The 15,620-nt window shown below is 74.0% G+C and carries 13 protein-coding genes and 1 pseudogene; 4 read left to right on the forward strand and 10 right to left on the reverse strand.

Translation table 11 applies throughout. From position 1 onward, the window contains the following. Nucleotides 1-31: 31 nt before the first annotated feature. From ACIP82_RS24975 to ACIP82_RS24985, 3 genes are all read right to left on the reverse strand, one after another. Complete coding sequence (locus tag ACIP82_RS24975; RefSeq protein ID WP_400656395.1) at nucleotides 32-3,298, reverse strand: error-prone DNA polymerase; 3,267 nt, start codon at nucleotides 3,296-3,298, stop codon at nucleotides 32-34. A gap of 66 nt (nucleotides 3,299-3,364) precedes the next feature. After that, nucleotides 3,365-5,074: a DNA polymerase Y family protein gene (locus tag ACIP82_RS24980; protein ID WP_400656397.1), complete on the reverse strand. Its 1,710-nt coding sequence runs from the start codon at nucleotides 5,072-5,074 to the stop codon at nucleotides 3,365-3,367. Nucleotide 5,075: 1 nt separating this feature from the next. After that, nucleotides 5,076-5,867 carry a hypothetical protein gene (locus ACIP82_RS24985; RefSeq protein WP_400656400.1) on the reverse strand — a complete coding sequence of 264 codons (792 nt, stop codon included), beginning with the start codon at nucleotides 5,865-5,867 and terminating at the stop codon, nucleotides 5,076-5,078. A gap of 305 nt (nucleotides 5,868-6,172) precedes the next feature. On the opposite strand from ACIP82_RS24985, the gene ACIP82_RS24990 reads away from it, so the two are divergent. Continuing rightward, the gene (locus ACIP82_RS24990) at nucleotides 6,173-6,571 is read left to right on the forward strand and encodes a hypothetical protein (RefSeq protein WP_363613886.1); all 399 of its coding nucleotides are present in this window, start codon (nucleotides 6,173-6,175) and stop codon (nucleotides 6,569-6,571) included. A 102-nt stretch (nucleotides 6,572-6,673) separates the two neighbouring features. Here the strand turns inward: ACIP82_RS24990 and ACIP82_RS24995 are convergent, their stop codons facing one another. From ACIP82_RS24995 to ACIP82_RS25005, 3 genes are read right to left on the reverse strand one after another with little or no spacing between them, the layout of a single operon-like run. Further along, the gene (locus ACIP82_RS24995; RefSeq protein ID WP_400656402.1) at nucleotides 6,674-7,528 is read right to left on the reverse strand and encodes a class I SAM-dependent methyltransferase; all 855 of its coding nucleotides are present in this window, start codon (nucleotides 7,526-7,528) and stop codon (nucleotides 6,674-6,676) included. Next, a complete protein-coding gene (locus tag ACIP82_RS25000; protein WP_400656404.1) occupies nucleotides 7,525-8,820 on the reverse strand; it encodes an RNA polymerase sigma factor in 1,296 nt (431 codons plus the stop codon). The genes ACIP82_RS24995 and ACIP82_RS25000 overlap by 4 nt, the downstream gene beginning before the upstream one ends. Further along, nucleotides 8,817-9,056, reverse strand: a complete 240-nt coding sequence (locus ACIP82_RS25005; RefSeq protein ID WP_400656406.1) for a YciI family protein — start codon at nucleotides 9,054-9,056, stop codon at nucleotides 8,817-8,819. The genes ACIP82_RS25000 and ACIP82_RS25005 overlap by 4 nt, the downstream gene beginning before the upstream one ends. 473 nt (nucleotides 9,057-9,529) lie before the next feature. On the opposite strand from ACIP82_RS25005, the gene ACIP82_RS25010 reads away from it, so the two are divergent. Further along, nucleotides 9,530-10,417, forward strand: coding sequence for an oxygenase MpaB family protein (locus tag ACIP82_RS25010; protein WP_400656408.1), 888 nt, complete (start codon nucleotides 9,530-9,532; stop codon nucleotides 10,415-10,417). 72 nt (nucleotides 10,418-10,489) lie between these two features. Here the strand turns inward: ACIP82_RS25010 and ACIP82_RS25015 are convergent, their stop codons facing one another. Next, the gene (locus tag ACIP82_RS25015) at nucleotides 10,490-11,773 is read right to left on the reverse strand and encodes an MFS transporter (RefSeq protein ID WP_400656411.1); all 1,284 of its coding nucleotides are present in this window, start codon (nucleotides 11,771-11,773) and stop codon (nucleotides 10,490-10,492) included. Nucleotides 11,774-12,151: 378 nt separating this feature from the next. Between ACIP82_RS25015 and ACIP82_RS25020 the strand changes: the two genes are divergently transcribed. After that, a complete protein-coding gene (locus ACIP82_RS25020; RefSeq protein WP_363613875.1) occupies nucleotides 12,152-13,120 on the forward strand; it encodes a DUF2332 domain-containing protein in 969 nt (322 codons plus the stop codon). A 109-nt stretch (nucleotides 13,121-13,229) separates the two neighbouring features. Here the strand turns inward: ACIP82_RS25020 and ACIP82_RS25025 are convergent, their stop codons facing one another. The 3 genes from ACIP82_RS25025 to ACIP82_RS25035 all read right to left on the reverse strand — a co-directional run bounded on the left by ACIP82_RS25025 (nucleotide 13,230) and on the right by ACIP82_RS25035 (nucleotide 14,761). Next, nucleotides 13,230-13,616 carry a hypothetical protein gene (locus ACIP82_RS25025; protein WP_400656415.1) on the reverse strand — a complete coding sequence of 129 codons (387 nt, stop codon included), beginning with the start codon at nucleotides 13,614-13,616 and terminating at the stop codon, nucleotides 13,230-13,232. A gap of 106 nt (nucleotides 13,617-13,722) precedes the next feature. Next, entirely contained in the window at nucleotides 13,723-14,190 is a 468-nt protein-coding gene (locus ACIP82_RS25030) for an NUDIX domain-containing protein (protein WP_363613871.1), read from the reverse strand. Beyond that, nucleotides 14,177-14,761: an XRE family transcriptional regulator gene (locus tag ACIP82_RS25035; RefSeq protein WP_400656417.1), complete on the reverse strand. Its 585-nt coding sequence runs from the start codon at nucleotides 14,759-14,761 to the stop codon at nucleotides 14,177-14,179. Before ACIP82_RS25035 ends, ACIP82_RS25030 begins: the two co-directional genes overlap by 14 nt. 248 nt (nucleotides 14,762-15,009) lie before the next feature. Between ACIP82_RS25035 and ACIP82_RS25040 the strand changes: the two are divergent. Then, nucleotides 15,010-15,318 (forward strand): annotated as a pseudogene (locus tag ACIP82_RS25040) (TipAS antibiotic-recognition domain-containing protein); the annotation flags it as partial. Nucleotides 15,319-15,620 lie beyond the last annotated feature (302 nt).

Consider the following 15,620-nt stretch of genomic DNA (forward strand, 5'->3'; position numbering starts at 1 on the left):
GTCCACCCTCGGTACCACCCCTGCCACCGCCTCACGGCCCGATGCGGAGAGGGGCGAGCCGGGTGGCGACCAGGTTGGTGGCACCGCGATCGCGTTCGATGCGGCCGTGGACGAGCAGCCCGGCGCGGTCGAGGGCGGTACGGCGCTGAGGCTCCCAGACCGGCCGGCTGCAGATCACATTGATCAGCCCGGTCTCGTCCTCCAGGCTGAGGAACAGCACCCCGCCCGCCGTCGGCGGCCGCTGCCGGTGGGTCACCAGGCCGCCGACCACCACGGCGGTGCCTGGCGGCACGTCCGGCAGTTCGGCCGCACAGAGCGCGCCGCCGCGCTCCAGGTGGGCGCGGAGATGCTGAACGGGATGGCTGGTGGCGGAGGTGCCGGTGGCCCAGAGGTCGGCGATAGTCTCCTCCACCGGGGTCATCTCCGGCAGCGGCGGCGCCTCGGTGCCGGGCGTGGTGCCCGGGATCAGCGCCGCCGTGACCCCGGCGAACGCCCCCGCCGCCCAGAGCGCCTGCCGCCTGCTCAACCCGAAGCAGCCGAACGCCCCCGCCGTGGCGAGGGCCTCCAGCACCGGCGCGGCCAGACCCGTCCGACGGGCGAAGTCCTCCAGGTCCGCGTACGGCTGCCCGGCCGCGATCACCTCGGCCTGCGGAGCGCCGATACCCCGGACGGTCTCCAGGCCCAGCCGGATGGCCGGCTGCGGCTTGCCCGCGGTGAGCGGCGGCTTCGGAGTCGGCCCCCGGTACGGCTCCAGGGTCGGCCGCGGCCCGCTGGCGTTGACGTCCACCCCGCGCACCCGGACGCCGTGCCGCCGGGCGTCCGAGATCAGGCTGAGCGGCGCGTAGAAGCCCATCGGCTGGTTGGCCAGCAGCGCGCAGGTGAAGGCCGCCGGGTAGTGGTACTTGAGCCAGGCGCTCGCGTACACCAGGTAGGCGAAGCTGATCGCGTGACTCTCCGGGAAGCCGTAGTTGGAGAAGGCCTCGATCTTGGTGTAGACGTCCTCGGCGACCTCCTCCGGGATGCCGCGCTCGGCCATACCGTTCAGCAGCCGCTCCCGCAGGCGGGCGACGCGCTCGTGCGAGCGCCTGGACCCCATCGCCTGGCGCAGCCGGTCCGCCTCCGCGGGGGTGAACCCGGCGCAGTCGATGGCCAGTTGCATCATCTGCTCCTGGAACAGCGGCACCCCGAGGGTCTTGCCCAGCGCGTTCTCCATCAGCGGGTGCGGGCAGCCGGCCGGTTCGGTCCCGGCCCGGCGCCGCAGGTACGGGTGGACGGAGCCGCCCTGGATCGGGCCCGGGCGGATCAGCGCGACCTCGACCACCAGGTCGTAGAAGTGGTCCGGCTTCAGCCGGGGCAGGGTCGCCATCTGGGCGCGCGACTCCACCTGGAAGACGCCGACGGTGTCCGCCCGCCGCAGCATCGCGTACACGCCCGCGTCGTCGTCCGGGATGGTCGCCAGGTCGTAGCGCAGGCCGTGGTGTTCGGCGACCAGGTCGCAGGTGTCGTGCAGCGCGGCGAGCATGCCGAGGCCCAGCAGGTCGATCTTCACCAGCCCGGCACCGGCCGTGGAGTCCTTGTCCCACTGCAGCACCGACCGCCCCGGCATCCGGGCCCACTCGGTCGGACAGATCTCGCCGATCGGCTCCCTGGTGAGCACCATGCCGCCCGAGTGGATTCCCAAATGGCGCGGCAACCCGTGGAGTTGCCCGGCCAGCCCCAGAACGTCGGCCGGGATGACGGCGTCCGCGCCGGGTGGGGAGCGGAAGTCGCTCTGCCGGCTGAACGCGTCCACCTGCCCCTGCGGATAGCCGAGCACCCGGGCGGCGTCGCGCAGCGCCAGCCGGGGCCGGTAGGTGATCACATTGGCCACCTGGGCGGCGTGCTCGCGCCCGTAGCGGCGGTAGACGTACTGGATGACCTCCTCACGGCGGCGGTTCTCGATGTCCAGGTCGATGTCGGGCGGTCCGTCCCGGGCGGTGCTCAGAAAGCGCTCGAAGAGCAGCTTGTAGTGCACCGGGTCGACGGCGGTGATCCCCAGGGCGTAGCAGACCGCCGAGTTGGCCGCCGAACCCCGGCCCTGGCACCAGATGGACTCGCGGCGGCAGAAGTCCACGATGTCGTGGACGATCAGGAAGTACCCGGCCAGGTCCAGGTCCTCGATGACGTCCAGCTCCTTGGCGAGCTGCCGCCGGGCCGGCCCGTTCCCCGGCCCGAACCGGGCCGGACCGCCCTCGGCGACCAGCGTCCGCAGATGGCTGATCTCGGTGTGGCCGGGCGGGACGGGGAAGCCGGGCAGCTCGGGGTCGAGCCTGGTGAAGTCGAAGGCGCAGGACCGGGCCAGTTCGACGGTGGCCTGCCGCACCCCAGGGAAGCGGGCCAGCCGGGCGGCCATCTCCCGCCCCGAACGCAGATGCGCGGTGCCGGCCGCCTGCGTCCAGCCCGCCGCGTCCTGGAGCGTGCGGCGCCCGTGCAGCGCGGCGAGGCTCTGCGCCAGCCGCCCCTGGGCCGGGCCCGCGTGGTGGGCGTTGGTGGAGGCGACGACCGGGAGGCCGAGCCCGGCAGCCAGGGCTGCGAGGGCGTCGTTGCGCAGGTCGTCGCCGGGCAGCCACTGGTCGATCAGCTCGACGTACACGTTGCCGCGGCCGAACGCCTCGACGAGGGTGTGCAGTTGAAGCTCGGCGGCGGCGACGGGGGACCGTCCGGAGGGGCCGGGGGCCGCCAGGGCGGCGGGGACCCGGCCGAGGCGGCAGCCGGTGAGCACCGCCCAGTGCCCGTCGTGCGCGTCCGCCAGCGCCGCGAAGTCGTACGCCGGACGGCCCTTGGCTCCGCCCGCCAGCTGCGCGGCACCGATCGCCGCGGAGAGGCGGCGGTAGCCGGCCGGATCGCGGGCCAGGACGAGGAGGTGCTCGGCCTGGGCAGCTTTGTGACGGATCGTCAACTCAGCGCCGAACACCGTGCCGACGCCGGCCTCGCGGGCCGCCTCGGCGAACCGGACCGCGCCGTAGAGGCCGTCGTGGTCGGTCAGGGCCAGCACCTCGATCCCCAGCCGGGCCGCCTCGGCGACCAGCGCCTCGGGGTCGCTGGCGCCGCCGAGGAAGCTGAAGGCGGAGTGGACGTGCAGCTCGGCCCAGGGGACGGGGGGCTCTCCGGTGGGATCGGTGGGGTCGACGGGGTGGACCGGGTCGGCGGGCGGTCGGCGGAGGGGGACGACCTCGCCACCCGCCGGGCCCGGCCGGCCACCGGCCAGGCGTCGGTGCAGCTCGCTCCAGGGGAGCGTGGGGTGGCTGGTGAATCCCATCGGAAGTGCCTTCGTTCCTGCTGTTCGCCCCCCTGGGTTTGCCTCCTGTCGACCGGCCGCCGGACGTCAGTCGTAGCCGGCCTCCATGAACCACTCGCCACCCTCCACCGTCAGCAGCAGGGCACGGCCGTCTGCGGACGCGACCTGGAAACGCGCCCGGCGGCGGGCGAGCGACTGGTCCCACCAGTACTCGACGGCCGGCCAGGGCCCGGTCCAGCCGTCCACCAGCAGCTCCCGCCCCCGCACCACGACGGTGGACGGCCGGGCCGACACCCCTGCCCGGCCGTCCACCGTCACCGGCCGGCCGTCGGCGTCCACCACCGCGACCGGCACCGGGGCCCGGTGCACCACGGCCGGCCACACGTCCCGCAGCCGCCCCGGCCAGGGGGCATCGACCGGTGCCCCCGGCTCGTGGGGTTCACCCCACGGCACCCGGACCGCCTGCTCGCCCGGCCCCCGCCCGCCGGCCGGTTCGATCCGGCGCAGCCCGGCATGCCCGAGCACCGCCTGGACCCGGGCCACCGCGCGCTCCACCCGGTCGTCCACGACCGCCTGCCCCCAGAGCGCCAGTTGCCACCCCTGGTCGGGGGCCAGCCCGTCGGGGACGAGGCGCAGGGCGGTGAAGCCCGCGTCGTGTGCTCCCTCGGGCGCTCCGTCTCGCCCTTCGCCGGGCGCGTCGAACGCGCCCGTGCTCTGCCAGGCCTGGAGCTGCCAGCGAACGCGCTCGGCGAGCGCCGTCGCCGACAGCCGGCCCTCGTGCCGCCAGAGCCGCGAGGCCGTCCGCCCGTCGGCGCACACCACCTCGACGGCAACCCGCCCGCAGGTCAGCCCCGCCCCGGTGAGCCGTTCGTGCAGCCGCTCGGCGAGGGGGCGGGCGACGAACACCAGCGGTTCGGCCAGCGGTTCGGGCGGGTCGAAGCGCTGCTCGACGGAGAGGTCCGGCCCCTCCTCGCGTGGCACCGGCGGACGCGGCTGCAGCCCCCGGGCCAGCCGGTGGGCGGCCGTACCGGCCGGGCCGAAACGGTCCGCGACCGCCTCGGCGGGCAGCGCGGCGAACGCCCCGACGGTGGGCAGGCCCAGCCGGTCCAGCAGTTCCGCCGACACCTCGTCACCGAGCGCGGCCACCGGGTAGGGCGCGAGGAACTCCGCCGTCCGCCCGGCCGGCACCAGCACCCCGGCCCGGGCCGCCAGCACGGCGGCGAACAGGCCGTCGGCGACGCCGACCTGGGCGTGCGGAGCCTCGGCACGCGGACCGGAGGGGTGGTCCAGCCCGGCCGGATCCGCGTCGGCGGGGTGCGCGCCGTCGGCGGGGTGCCCGGGGTGCGCGGAGCCCGTCGCCCACTCCCCCGCCAGCGCGGCCGCCACCGCCGTACGGACCTTCGACGCCAGCGCCTCCTCACCGCCGAAGTACCGGCCCGGCCCCTTCACCGGGATCGCGCACAGACCCGGACGCAGCACCTCCACCCGGGGCGTGAACGCCTCCACCGCCGCGGCCACCGGCTCGAAGCGCCGGGTCTCCGCCTCCGGGTCGCGGTCCCGCAGTTCCAGCGCCGGGCAGAGCCGCTGGGCCAGTTTGAGCCGCTGCCCCTGCCGCACCCCGGCCGCCCGGGCCACCTCCGAGCAGGCCAGGATCCGCCCGCCGGCGGTCACCGCCACCGGGCGCCCGTCGGTCCCCGCGCCCTCGACGGCCGCGACCGGCCAGTCCGGACACCAGACCACCAGCACCCTCGGCGTGCCGGGCGTACCGACCGTCCCGGTCATCGCGCCGTCCGCCATCTCACACCACCGCCATGCGTTCGAGGCCGACCCCGGCCCCCGGCGTCACGTCCTCCCCCATCCCGTGCACCTCGTGCATCTCGTCCGGCCCATCCAGCCCATCCAGCCCAGACGTCCCGGTCACCGCCCGCGCCTCTCCGCGCTCGTCCGGCAGCCAGAGCCTGGCGGCACGGCCGCGCACCGCCGAGCCACGCCCCTCGGCCACCACCTCCACCTGCCGCCCGGTGAGCTGCCCGTGCCCGTCCCCCAGCCCGAACCACCGCCCGGACCGCACCCCCACCCGCAGCACCGCGCCCGGCCACGGCCCGGCCACCAGCAGGACGCACCCGCTGTGCCGCAGCACGGCCGCCAGCCGGGCGGCCGCGCTGGGCGCCACCGGCCCGTCCGGGCGCAGCATGACCAGCTCGACCGCACCGGCCAGGACCGACACCACCTCGGCCCAGTGCGGCCCGGGGTCGTCCGCCACCAGCAGCCGCCGCAGATCCAGCCCGTACCCGGCGGCCGCGGCCAGCCCGAGATCCGGCAGCCCGACCGCGGCGACCCAGCCACCCTCCGCCTCCCCCACCCCGGCCGCCAGCGCCAGCAGCAACCCAGCGTCCCCGCCCCCGACCGACACCGCCGTCCCCCGCCGCAGCCCGCCCTCCGGCAGCACCGCCCCCAGCGCGGGCGGCACCGGCAACAGCCCCCGGTCCCCGGCGACCACCCCGCCCCCACGCGACGCAGCCGTCGACACCACCGGCCGGAGCGGCTCCCGCTCGGCGATGGATTCGAAAGCAGATTCGAAAACGGGCACACCTCAGGATCGAACATTCGTTCGTAAAGATTCAAGTCCGATTCGTCCACCCGCCCGGTCACCCACCGTTGTCCCTCATCGAAGAAGGCGTTCCCCTCCGCCTGCGGCTTGGTCGAGGAAGGTTCCCGAGCCGCCGTCCACGGTCCCGCGCCGGCCGCCCGCAGCATGTGCCCGCGCTCTGCCGCCGACCTGCGCCATGCGCACTTCTACAAGACGCCGTCTCCATCCCGAGCACAGGCTTCTCTCCAGGAACGAAGCCGCCGGGTGTCGCGCGGTTTCGTTGGCACCGAAAGAGGGGCGGGAGAATGAAGATCAAGACGAGCCGACGGCTCACCACTGTCATCGGGGGGCTCGCGGTGGTCGTGGGGGCGGGGGTGGGCCTGGCTCCGGCGGCCAGCGCCTGGGACGGCAACACCCACATCAACCGGTGCGGCGTCTTCCGCACCGAGAACTGTGGTCACGGTGGTGTCGGCGACGGCAACAGGAGGGTGTTCGCCTATGACCAGCGTTCTGACGACGCCGGCTTCCGGACGAACTACCGGATGATCAACGGCGTCGTTGACTTCGTCAAGGACCCCGACGGCAACGGCGGCGGCTCCGGCCAGGTGTGGACACCCGAGCTCGTCTCCGCCTACCAGGTGTGCTCCGAGCAGCCCGGCGGCCCCGCCTGGTGGTTCTGCAGCGACTGGATCTCCGTCATCTAGCCTCGACACCAGTGGCCCGCGCCGTTCACCACCGGCCGGCCACCTGGCGTGACGCCCCGCCCGGGCCGGTGGCGAACACCGGCCCGGGCGGGCCCGGCGCCGTTACGCCCGCCCCGTGAGGAGGGAGACCCTGACCTGCTCGGGGTAGGCCGGACCGGGCGGGAGTGCGGCGCGCAGGCGGGCGGCGAAGGCCGGGCGGGCGGGCGGGGCGGGCAGGTCGGGGGCCGGGATCGCGGAGTAGAGGGAGCCGAGGAGCTGCTCGAAGGTCAGCTCCGCCGCGTAGTCGAGGGTGGTCTCGTGCACGTCGGCGAACCCGGCGGCGGTGAGGGCGCGGGCGTAGCGCTCCCGGTCGTCGGCGGCGGTGCCGCAGGAGGTCGCGAGGGAACCGCCGAAGTGGTCCTCCAGGGCGGTGCGCAGCGCGCGGGACCAGTCCGTCTCCTGGGCCCAGATCGGGGTCCCGTTGGCGATCACCGCGACGCCGCCGCCGGGGCGGGTGAGCGGGCGGATGGCGCGGAAGAGCTCCTCGTACCGCATCCAGTGGACGGCGTTGCCGATCACCGTCAGGCCCAGCCGCGCGGGCAGTACACCGTGGAGCGCGGGGACGTCGGTGTCCGAGCCGAGGACCCAGAGCGCGTTGCCGACCCCGCGCCGGGCGGCCTCCGCCCGGGCCTGGCGGAGCATGTCCGGCTCGGGGTCCATGCCGATCACCGTACGGACGCGGGTGGCGAGCGGGAGGGCGAGCTGCCCGGTGCCGCAGCCGAGGTCGAGGGCGAGGTCGCCGATGGCGGCGTCGGCGTCCAGGGTGAACGCCGTCTGCAGGGCGTCGAGGACCGCCGACGGGTAGCCGCGCCGGAACTCTGCGTAGTACTCGGCCACTTCACCGCTGAAGGCACCGGAGTCGCTGTCGGCGGTGGCGGATCCGGTGCTGCTTCCCTGGGCCTGTGCGCGCGTCGTCATGGTGCGCACTCTGCCACCCCGCCACCCCCGGCGGGGTGCTGATCGCTGTCGGCCGAATCCGCGAGCCGGGCCGCCCGGAGGGTGAGGTAGTGGCGTTCCGGGAGGCTGGCGGTGCGCCGGGCGGCGGTGCGGTAGTCGGCGACGGCGGCCTCGCGGTCGCCGGCCAGCTCGGACAGGTGGGCGCGGACCGCGTACAGGCGGTAGTGCTCCAGCAGGGCCGGGGCGGCGGCGAGGACGGCGAGTCCGGCGGCGGGGCCGTCCACCATCGCGGTTGCGACCGCCCGGTTGAGGGTGATCAGCGGATTGTCGGAGATTCGCTCCAGCACCCCGTACAGGGCGAGGATCTGCGGCCAGTCGGTCTCCCCGGCCGTCGGGGCCTCGTCGTGGACGGCCGCGATCGCCGCCTGCACCTGGTAGGGGCCGACCGGCCCGCGCGGCAGGGCGGCCGTGATCAGTGCGACGCCCTCGGCGATCGCGGCGGCGTCCCAGCGTCCGCGGTCCTGCTCGGCGAGCGGGACGAGTTCGCCGCCGGGGCCGGTGCGGGCCGGGCCGCGGGCGTCGCTGAGCAGCATCAGCGCCAGCAGGCCGGTGACCTCGCCGTCGTCCGGGAGCAGCGTGTGGACGGCCCGGGCCAGCCGGATCGCCTCCCGGGAGAGTTCGACGCGTCGCAGGTCGGGCCCGGCGCTGCTGGTGTAGCCCTCGTTGAAGATCAGGTAGAGCACGTGCAGCACCACGTCCAGGCGGGCCGGCCAGTCGTCGGCGTCCGGCATCCGGAACGGCACGCCGGACGCCTTGATCCGCTGCTTGGCCCGGCTGATCCGCTGCCCCATGGTCGCCTCCGGCACCATGAAGGCGCGGGCGATCTCCCCCGTGGTCAGCCCGCCCACCGAGCGGAGCGTGAGCGCGATCGCCGAGGCGGGCGAGAGGGCGGGGTGACAGCAGAGGAAGAGCAGGGTGAGGGTGTCGTCGTGAGCGGCCTCGCCCCCGGCGTCCGCCGCCGGCGCCGCCTGCCGGTCGGCCGGCACCTGCCCGGCCACCAGGTCCTCCCGGCGGCGGCGGGCCTGCTCATTGCGGACCTGCTCGGTCATCCGGCGGGTGGCGACCTGGATCAGCCAGCCGCGCGGGTTGCCCGGCAGGCCCTCCCCGGGCCACTGGACGGCGGCGTTCAGCAGGGCCTCCTGGACGGCGTCCTCGGCGGTGTCGAAGTCGCCGTAGCGGCGGGTGAGCACGCCGAGGACCTGCGGCGCGAGTTCGCGCAGCAGGTCCTCGACGGTACGGTCGCCGGTGCTCACAACTCGGTGGGCGGCGCCGACATCACCTGGCGCACCTCGATCGGCATGTTCAGCGGCCGCCCCCCGGGGCCGGGGGCGGCGGAGACGTCCGCGGCGATCTCGACCGCCCGCGCATCGCTCTCGCAGTCCACGATCCACCAGCCGGCCAGGAACTCCTTGGTCTCCGGGAACGGCCCCTCGGTGACCACCGGCGCGCCGCCGCTGTGCGAGCGCACGATCCGCGCGGTCTCCGGCATGGCCAGCCCCTGGGCGTCGGCCAGTTCCCCCGGCCTCGGCGAGCTTCCGGTTGGTGTCCTGCATGAAGCGGATGTGCGCCTGGACGTCCTCGGGCTTCCACTCGTCGATCTTGGGGAAGTCGACGGTCTTCTCGCTGAACTGCATCAGCAGCATGTACTTCATGGCCCTGCTCCTCGTTCTCTCCGGTGCCGCGCCCCTCGTCCGTCCCGCCGGGGCACTCTCACGGGCAGGTAGAAGCACGGCCCGCGATTTCGACATCCCCGGCGAGGATTTCCGGAGAAAAGTTAGCGGGCCCCCGGGCGCCGGCCCGGCAGCGACGCCCGGACGGCACCGACGGGACCCGTCCCGCCGGCGTTGGCCCGTTCGCGCTGACCCGTTCCGGCCGAGCCGACCCGTCCGCGTTGACCCGTTCCTGACCGGCCCCTATCGTCGGCCTGTGCAGCGATACGACTGGCTGAAGCGGATTCAGCGGATGGATCCCGAAACCGAGTTCACCGAGATCTACCGGATCAGCAGCTGGTACGAGTTCCCCTGGGACACCACCCAGTCGCTCAGCTTCGCCCTCTACCGCACCTACGCCGTGCCCGGCATCGGCCGGCTGCTGGCCGGGACCGGTGAGTTCACCCGGCGCGCGCAGAAGCGGTACGACGACACCACGCTGATCCTGGAGGCCGTCGTCGAGCACGGCTTCGCCTCGGAGCAGGGGCGGGAGGCGATCCGGCGGATGAACCAGATGCACAGGCGGTACGACATCACCAACGACGACTTCCTGTACGTGCTCGCCACCTTCGTCGTGGTGCCCAAGCGCTGGCTCGACGACTACGGCTGGCGCCCGTACTCGCCGCACGAGGTGCGGGCCACCACCAACTACTACCGGGAACTGGGCCGCCACATGGGGCTGAGCGGGATCCCGGGCACGTACGAGGAGTTCGAGCGGCTGCTGGACAACTACGAGCGCGCCCACTTCGGCTACGACCAGGGCGGGCGGGACGTCTCCGACGCGACGCTCGGGCTGATGGCGTCCTGGTACCCGGCGCCGATGCGGCCGTCCATGCGGACCTCGTCGATCTGCCTGCTGGACGACCCCCTGCGGGAGGCGTTCGGATACGCGAAGCCGCCGGCGGCCCTCCAGCAGGCCGTCCGGGGCGGCATGCGCCTGCGCGGGCGCCTCGTCCGCCTGCTGCCACCGCGCCGCCGGCCCCGCCTGGCCCGGGACAACCGGCAGGTCAGGGGCTACCCCGGCGGCTACCGAATCAGCGAGCTGGGGACGTTCCCGGACGGCGCGGGCCCCGGGCGCGGCTGCCCGTTCCCGGCTGCGGGACCGGGCGCTGTGGGACCCGCCGCCCGTCAGGAGGGCTGAACCCGCGCGGCGCGCGTAGAGCGGAGAGCGGAAGTCCGCTCGGGTCCCCTGCGAAGACCACGGGATGGAACTTCAAGCTCGCTTGAGGTCACGTGCGGGTGACGCGGGAGAGACCACCGCCGCCGGCGGGTCGGGGAGGCGGCGGCGGGTGCGGATCGGCGAGAGGTAGACCGGGAGGAAGGCCACCGCGAGGAGGACGCCGCCGACCCAGAGGGCGGGATGGAGGCCGGCCAGTTCGCCGAGCAGACCCGCCAGGGCGGCTCCGACGGCCATGGCGCCGGTGAGCAGGAAGCGGAAGGTCGCGTTCATCCGGCCGAGCAGGGCGTCCGGGGTCATCCGCTGACGCAGGCTGACGCCGAGCACGTTGTCCATTCCGGTCTTGAAGAGGAGCAGCAGCCAGCCCGCCCCGGCCACGCAGAGCCAGGCGCCGCCGCCGATCAGCGGGACGAGCAGCCCGGCGGGCGCCACGCAGAGGCCGACGAGGCCGAGCGCCCGGCCGTAGCCGAGGCGGGCGGCGATCGGGCGGGCGCAGCGGGAGCCGAGCAGGATGCCGGCCCCGCCCACCGCCCAGAACAGACCCAGGGCGCCTGCCGGGAGATGGAGTTCACGGACGAACAGCACCGGGAGCAGGGTGTTGACGATCTGGAAGCCGAGATTGGTGATGGCGGCGGAGACGGCGAGGGCCCGTAGTTCGGAGTTGCCGAGGACGTGCCGCAGCCCCTCGGCGATCTGCGCGCCGAGGCCGGTCCCGGCGCGGGCGGCCGCCGGGGGCGCGGGGGTTCGGCGCAGGGCGATCAGGCGCAGGGCCGAGCCGAGGTGGCTCAGCGCCGTCGCGCCGATGGCGAACGGGGCGGTCAGGAGCTGGACGAGCGCGCCGCCCGCGCCGCGCCCGGCGATGTTGCCGACGGCCATCAGGCCGACCACGGCGGAGTTCGCCTGCACCAGGTGTGCGCGGCCGACGAGTTGCGGCAGCACGCTCTGCGAGGCGATGTCGAAGAAGACGGTCGCGCACCCGCTCAGCAGCGCGACCGCGTACAGCTGCCAGAGGGTGAGCGCGTCCGCCCACCAGGCGAGCGGGACGGAGGCGTAGAGCGCGGCCTTCACCAGGTCCGCCGCGATCAGCACGCGCCGGTGGCACATCCGGTCCACCCACGCGCCGGCGGGCAGGCCGATGAGGAGGAAGGCGAGGGTGCTCAGGGTGGCGATCGCCCCGACCTGCCCGGCGCTCGCGTCGAGCGCCGAGACGGCGATGAGGGGGACGGCGACGTAGCCGATGTTGGTGCCGAGCTGGGCGAGGGCGGTGGCGGTGAACAGGGTGCGGAAGTCGGCTATCCGCCAGGGTGATTCGGGACGCATGGTCGCTTCGTTCAGTCGGAGGGGCGGCTCGGGAACGGTGCGGGCGGTGCGGGTGGAGCGGGTGGAGCGGGTGGAGCGGGTGGAGCGGGTCGGGCTCGGGGTCGTACGCGAACAGAGGCGATCATGCCGTGTGCACACCGACCGTGGCCAGGGAGATCCGGGCCCGGGCGGCCGCCGTCGGCGCGACGCGGGCGCCGACCTTGGACTTCGGCGGCTTCATGACGGCTCCTGGCGGGGAGGGCTACGGTCGGTTCGGGTGGACTCGATCTCCGGCGACCGGGTCGGCACCCGTACAGCGGACGGCGAAGGCGGACAAGAGTCCGCCGGAATCCCTTGGCAGAGACGGAACAGCGGCGGCCGGGGGTGAGAGGAGAGAACGTGGAACCGGAGACGGGCGAGCTGTACCGGAGGTTCGCGACCCGCGAGGCCCGGGGGAACTCGGCGAGCTATCAGGAGCTCTCCGAACGGTGCGCCGAGGACGTCGAGTTGATGGGGCTGGTCAGCGCGCTGCCGGCCCCGAAGCGGCAGCCGAACCTGCTCTTCGGGGCGGTCCGGTTCCTCGGCGGCCCGGTGGGCGACGGCTACCCGGCCTTCCGTGCCTGGGTGCTGGCCCGCTGGGAGGACGTCCGCGCGGCCATGCTGCGGCGCCGGACGCAGACCAACGAGCCCGGGCGCTGCGCGAGCCTGCTGCCGCTGCTGGCGGCCCTGCCGCAGCCGCTCGCGCTGATCGAGGTGGGCGCCTCGGCCGGGCTCTGCCTCTACCCGGACCGGTACCGCTACCGGTACGACGGACGGCCGGAGTTCGGGCCCGGCGACGGTCCGGCGACGCTGGAGTGCGCCACCAGCGGCCCGGTGCCGTTCCCGGCCCGGCCGCCCGAGGTGGTGTGGCGGGCCGGGGTCGACCTCAACCCGCTGGACGTCCGGGACGAGGAGGACGTCCGCTGGCTGGAGGCCCTGGTCTGGCCGGAGCAGACCGCCCGGCTGGAGCGGCTGCGCGGCGCCGTCCGGATCGCCCGGGCGGACCCGCCGGAGCTGGTGCGCGGCGACCTCAACGAGACGGTCCGGGAGCTGGTCGCCCGGGCGCCGGAGGGGGCCACACCGGTGGTGTTCCACAGCGCGGTGCTCAGCTATCTGCCCCCGGAGGCGCGGGAGGAGTTCGCGGCGACGATGCGCACGCTGCCCGGGCACTGGATCTCCAACGAGTCGCCGGTCATCCTGCCCGAGGTCCTCCGTCGGCTGCCCCGGCCGGCACCGGCCGACCTGGCGGTGTTCGCGCTCGCCCTGGACGAACAGCCGGTGGCGATCGCCGCACCGCACGGGCAGTGGCTGGACTGGTTCGGGGCGTAGCGCGCGGTCCCGGGGCCCGAGGTACGCGCGGCCGCTCCGTACTACGGGATTGGCCGGACCTGCCCACCTTGATTCCCCACCCGTAGGAGGCTGACCGGGACGTCAGGGGTCAGCCTCCGATGGCGGCCTGGAACTCCTTCGCCTGGGCAGGCGTCAGGATCTTCGAGACCCGTAGTGAGTCGGTGAATGTCACCTTCGAGGTGTATTGGCCGGGCCGTCCAAGCAGGTGGTTGGGGTCGTCCTCGGCGGTGACGGTCTTGCCGAGTTTCGCGGTGGGGACGGCCTTGGCGACCGCTGTGAATGCGGCGGCGGCTGCTGCTGGGGTCGCAGTGGTAGTAGCGGTACCCGGTGCGGCGGCTGCCGTGTCCTTGGCGAGGGTGGCGCCATTCGTGGCTGTGGGCGTGCTCGGGCCTTCCGATTTGTCGCTGCTGCTGGAGCATGCGGTGGCTGTGGCGATGAGGCCGGCGGTGAGCAGGGCGATGGTGGCGCGGCGCATGAATGTTCCAGAGCGTGTGGTGAGTGTGGTGAGGGGGACCGTATCGGCGGTGCGGGTGGTGTGGGCACGCCGTGACGGACCTGTGCAAAGAGGAAACGGGCAACGGTCAGCGAACGACAGGGCCCTCACCCGAGCGCCAGTCAGCGAGCCGCTTGCGGATGCTGGCCACCATCGGCAGCTCGTCCGTCTCGGCCGGGGTGACCCAGGCGACCTCGGTCGACTCGTCGGACACCTGGATCTCGCCACCGACCGGGCGCCCGAGAAGGCAGATGGAGAACTCCTGCCGGACCTCGCCGTCGTCGTAGGCGAAGACGTGGCCGGGGTTGGTGTAGGTGCCGACGATGCCGGTGATCTCGACGACGATGCCGGTTTCCTCCAGCGTTTCCCGGATGCCGCAGTCCGCGAGGGATTCGCCCAGGTTCATCTTGCCGCCGGGCAAGGCCCACATGCCGTTGTCGGTGCGGCGCTGGAGGAGGACGCGGCCGTCGTCGTCAACGACTACGACGCTCGCGGCCGGCACCAGCGAGTTGGCCTTGGGAGCGTTGGGGTCGTCTTCGTAGTCACGCCTGGGCATCGGCCGTCACCTCTGCTGTCGGGATTGTCCATACGTCACGGCCGCGTGCCCACAGGTCTTCGACGTGGCCGGCGAAGCGGTCGAAGACGCCGTCATCCTGTGCCCGCCGCAGGTGCATCATCGGGGCATCGTGGCCGATCCTACCGGGCAGCAGCGGTGTGACGATCATGTCCTGGTCGAACCTGAAGACGGACAACGAGACGTGCCCGGTCTCGTACCGCGCCTCGACGGTGGTGTCTTTCAGCTTGGCCAGCTCGGACAGCGTCACCTCGATTCGGGTGGACAAGGTCAGCGGCACGTCCTCCGCCAGCTCGCGCTGCCGGGTGACCGGGCTGGCGGGGTCGCCGAGGACGAATCGCACGCGGCATCCCCGCGCCGTCTTATTCCGTAGGAGGTCGCCGAAGTTCGACTGCTCCAGCCATAGGAAGTAGTTGGTGTAGCCCGCGAAGGTCAGCTCGTGGTCGGCCTGGTGGATGAGCTGCCGCCACAGGGACGTCGGCGCGGCCGACCGGTACGGGTACATCTGCACCAGCGGAGATGCACCGGAATCGTTGACTGGATCACCAATCACGTCGGGTGCGTACGCCCAGCCAGGCCTCAGGTGAGCACTGGCGGCGGCGTGCCTGCGGAGGCCCCGGTCGAGCTGGGTATCTGTCCGAACTGTGGCGCCCGGGTGTACGGGCGGTTCATCGAGGACCTGACCGCCTACACGTCCAGCGTCGAACACGATGGCTGCCCGATTCCGGAGCCCGACGATGTCTGAGTTCGAGACTCCTGGCCGGCCGCGCTGCGGAGCCGGAGCTGGCCGCGACCGTCGAGCGGGTCACCGCGACCATGAGCGAGGCCGAGATCGAGGCCGGGCAGCGCGAGCGCACCGCGCTGATGGTCCGGCTGGCCGAGCTGATGGCCGCCGGCGTGCCCGCCGACGCCGAGGCCGTCCAGGCCGAGGCCGACGGGCAGTACCGGGCGCTGGCCGCGCTCCGGCCGGTCTCCGCCGAGGAGTACCGCGCGATCGGGCGCTCCTGCGTGGAGAACGAGCAGTGGCGCGCGGCGTACGAGGCGATCGCCCCGGGTCTGGCCGCGTACCAGCGGGACGCCATCGAGGCGTACGCCGCCCGGCTGGGCTGAGCCGCACCGGGCCGGGCCGTCGCCGCGGAGGGACGGGCTCCGCGGCGACGGCCCTCGCGCACGCTGCCGGGGCCGCCGACCGCCCCGACTCCGAGGGGGATCTCCCCGCCGCCACGGCCGTCATTTACGCTGGTCACGTGCTCATACTCGTTCGCCGCCGCCACGTGGACCTGCTCCGCGTCACGAGCATGTCCTGTCGACGCTCCGGCTGAACCTCGCGCCTCCCACCCTCAAGCGCGGCCCCACCCGGCCGCCTCCCCCTCCCGGCACCCGGGGCACCCGCCGCACCAGGCGTGGCCCCG

It is taken from the genome of Kitasatospora sp. NPDC088548 (assembly GCF_044753005.1).
Taxonomy (GTDB): Bacteria; Actinomycetota; Actinomycetes; order Streptomycetales; family Streptomycetaceae; genus Kitasatospora.

Bases quoted from the DNA above. Each gene is read 5' to 3' on its own strand.
- ACIP82_RS24975 (WP_400656395.1), bottom strand. From the start codon at position 3,298: ATGGGATTCACCAGCCACCCCACGCTCCCCTGGAGCGAGCTGCACCGA.
- ACIP82_RS24980 (WP_400656397.1), bottom strand. From the start codon at position 5,074: ATGGCGGACGGCGCGATGACCGGGACGGTCGGTACGCCCGGCACGCCG.
- ACIP82_RS24990 (WP_363613886.1), top strand. From the start codon at position 6,173: ATGAAGATCAAGACGAGCCGACGGCTCACCACTGTCATCGGGGGGCTC.
- ACIP82_RS24995 (WP_400656402.1), bottom strand. From the start codon at position 7,528: ATGACGACGCGCGCACAGGCCCAGGGAAGCAGCACCGGATCCGCCACC.
- ACIP82_RS25005 (WP_400656406.1), bottom strand. From the start codon at position 9,056: ATGCCGGAGACCGCGCGGATCGTGCGCTCGCACAGCGGCGGCGCGCCG.
- ACIP82_RS25010 (WP_400656408.1), top strand. From the start codon at position 9,530: ATGGATCCCGAAACCGAGTTCACCGAGATCTACCGGATCAGCAGCTGG.
- ACIP82_RS25015 (WP_400656411.1), bottom strand. From the start codon at position 11,773: ATGCGTCCCGAATCACCCTGGCGGATAGCCGACTTCCGCACCCTGTTC.
- ACIP82_RS25025 (WP_400656415.1), bottom strand. From the start codon at position 13,616: ATGCGCCGCGCCACCATCGCCCTGCTCACCGCCGGCCTCATCGCCACA.
- ACIP82_RS25030 (WP_363613871.1), bottom strand. From the start codon at position 14,190: ATGCCCAGGCGTGACTACGAAGACGACCCCAACGCTCCCAAGGCCAAC.